The 1,473-nt window shown below is 69.4% G+C and carries 1 protein-coding gene; it reads right to left on the bottom strand.

Annotation, left to right across the window (positions count from 1 at the left end):
• Positions 1–200: 200 nt before the first annotated feature.
• Positions 201–1,247 (bottom strand): hypothetical protein, encoded by a 1,047-nt coding sequence (locus AB0B29_RS37680; RefSeq protein WP_362247276.1) that lies wholly within the window; start codon positions 1,245–1,247, stop codon positions 201–203.
• Between the last annotated feature and the right edge of the window lie 226 nt (positions 1,248–1,473).

Below are 1,473 nucleotides of genomic sequence, written 5' to 3'. Positions count from 1 at the left end.
GTCCGCCCACCACCATGAGGCTCTGACGGGCGCGGTCGGCCACGCCGAGACAGAGCTGGAAAGGCTGCTACAGGCCGAACCAGATCCCGGCTAGGGCCCGTCATTTGGATCATCTAATAGTTGGCCAAGGCTGCCCACTGGAGACCCGATCGCGGTACCGATAGTGGCGTATGCGTCGGCGCGGAGGACTTCCGCCGGGCTCACGGGAGCAGTTCGATGTGCGGATGGTCCGGGGATGCCGGGCAGACATGGAGTTGGAGGTCGTAGCCGCCGATGATGTCGATCAAGGTGAAGTTGCCGTCCTGGGCTCCCAGGGGAGGCGGGGCCGGGTTGGTCAGTTCCTCCTTGGCGATCCAGGTCCCGCTGCCGCCGTCCCATTCCCAGGAGGCGATGGTGAGGAGCGGGACCTGCTCGGTGCCGCACTCGGGGCAGGGGCGGGGCTTGGGGTCGGTGCGGGGCCAGCTGCTCCAGCCGCCGGTCTTCCAGCCGGGGGCGGTGGAGAGGTTGTTCAGGTAGAGCTCGCCCGGGTCGTCCGCGTACGTGTTGTACCGCGCAGGATCGATCGTCTCCCAGCGGCTCATGTCGTCCAGCTGGTCCCGGAGCTCCTTGCTCAGCTCCCCGGGGTGGGGAAATTCGGTGACCTGCTCCGGTGAGAACAGGCACGGCTCCGGGAGGTAGCAGTCCCGCTGGACGATGGGCGGCTCGGGCGGTGCTTCGAGAACGTCGGTGACGGAGGCGGAGGAGCGCCAGAAGAGGGCTGTCCGGGGGTGGGCCATCTCGTGGTCGAAGGGGCACCAGAGGACCTGGAGGAGGTCCGCGTCGGGCGGGCACGGGAAGGGGACGTCGCGGGCGTAGAGCTGGGCGACGGGCAGGAGGGGGATGGGGGCGTCGAACCACGGACGGCCCACCTTGATCCGCTCCCAGGTCGCCAGTTCCTCGGGGGTCCACTGGGGTGCCTGGGGGGCGAGGCGCAACCGCTCGGCCGCTACGGCGCGGTCGCGGCGGAGGAGCCGGACGTCGTCCGGTGAGTAGACCGCTGGCGCCGCGTGTCTGTCGTGCGGCTCGTCGCAGTGCGGCCACGGCTCGCCGGCAGGCCACAGGAGCGGGCCGCCCACGGAGCTGTCGCGCACGGTTGGCGCTCCCGGCCGCGGGTGCAGCCGGGTCCCCGCCCGCGCCAGAGGAGCCAGCTCAGGGAAGAGCGCGGTGATGTCGAACGGCCGCGGTGGGGTGGTAAAGATGGCGTTCATGGCAGGGATGCTGCCAGCAGCGTCTGACAATGGGCGTACCGGTCGACGTCAGCTGACACCACACAGCTTCCCTATGTCAGCAGACGGACCAGAGGAAAATGGTCCGACTGATCCAAACGAAACTGCCTAGCCGTGATCGCCGCCACCGGCCTGCGCGCGCTGTAGACGGCAGGGCACCACCTCCTGCTTGGGTAGATCCGACGGACACAGCCTGCGCCCGCCTCCC

The sequence above is a fragment of the Streptomyces tibetensis genome, assembly GCF_040647715.1.
Classification (GTDB): domain Bacteria; phylum Actinomycetota; class Actinomycetes; order Streptomycetales; family Streptomycetaceae; genus Streptomyces; species Streptomyces tibetensis_A.
The sequence above is the reverse complement of the archived record's forward strand: the minus strand, read 5'-3'. Positions and strand labels throughout refer to the sequence as shown.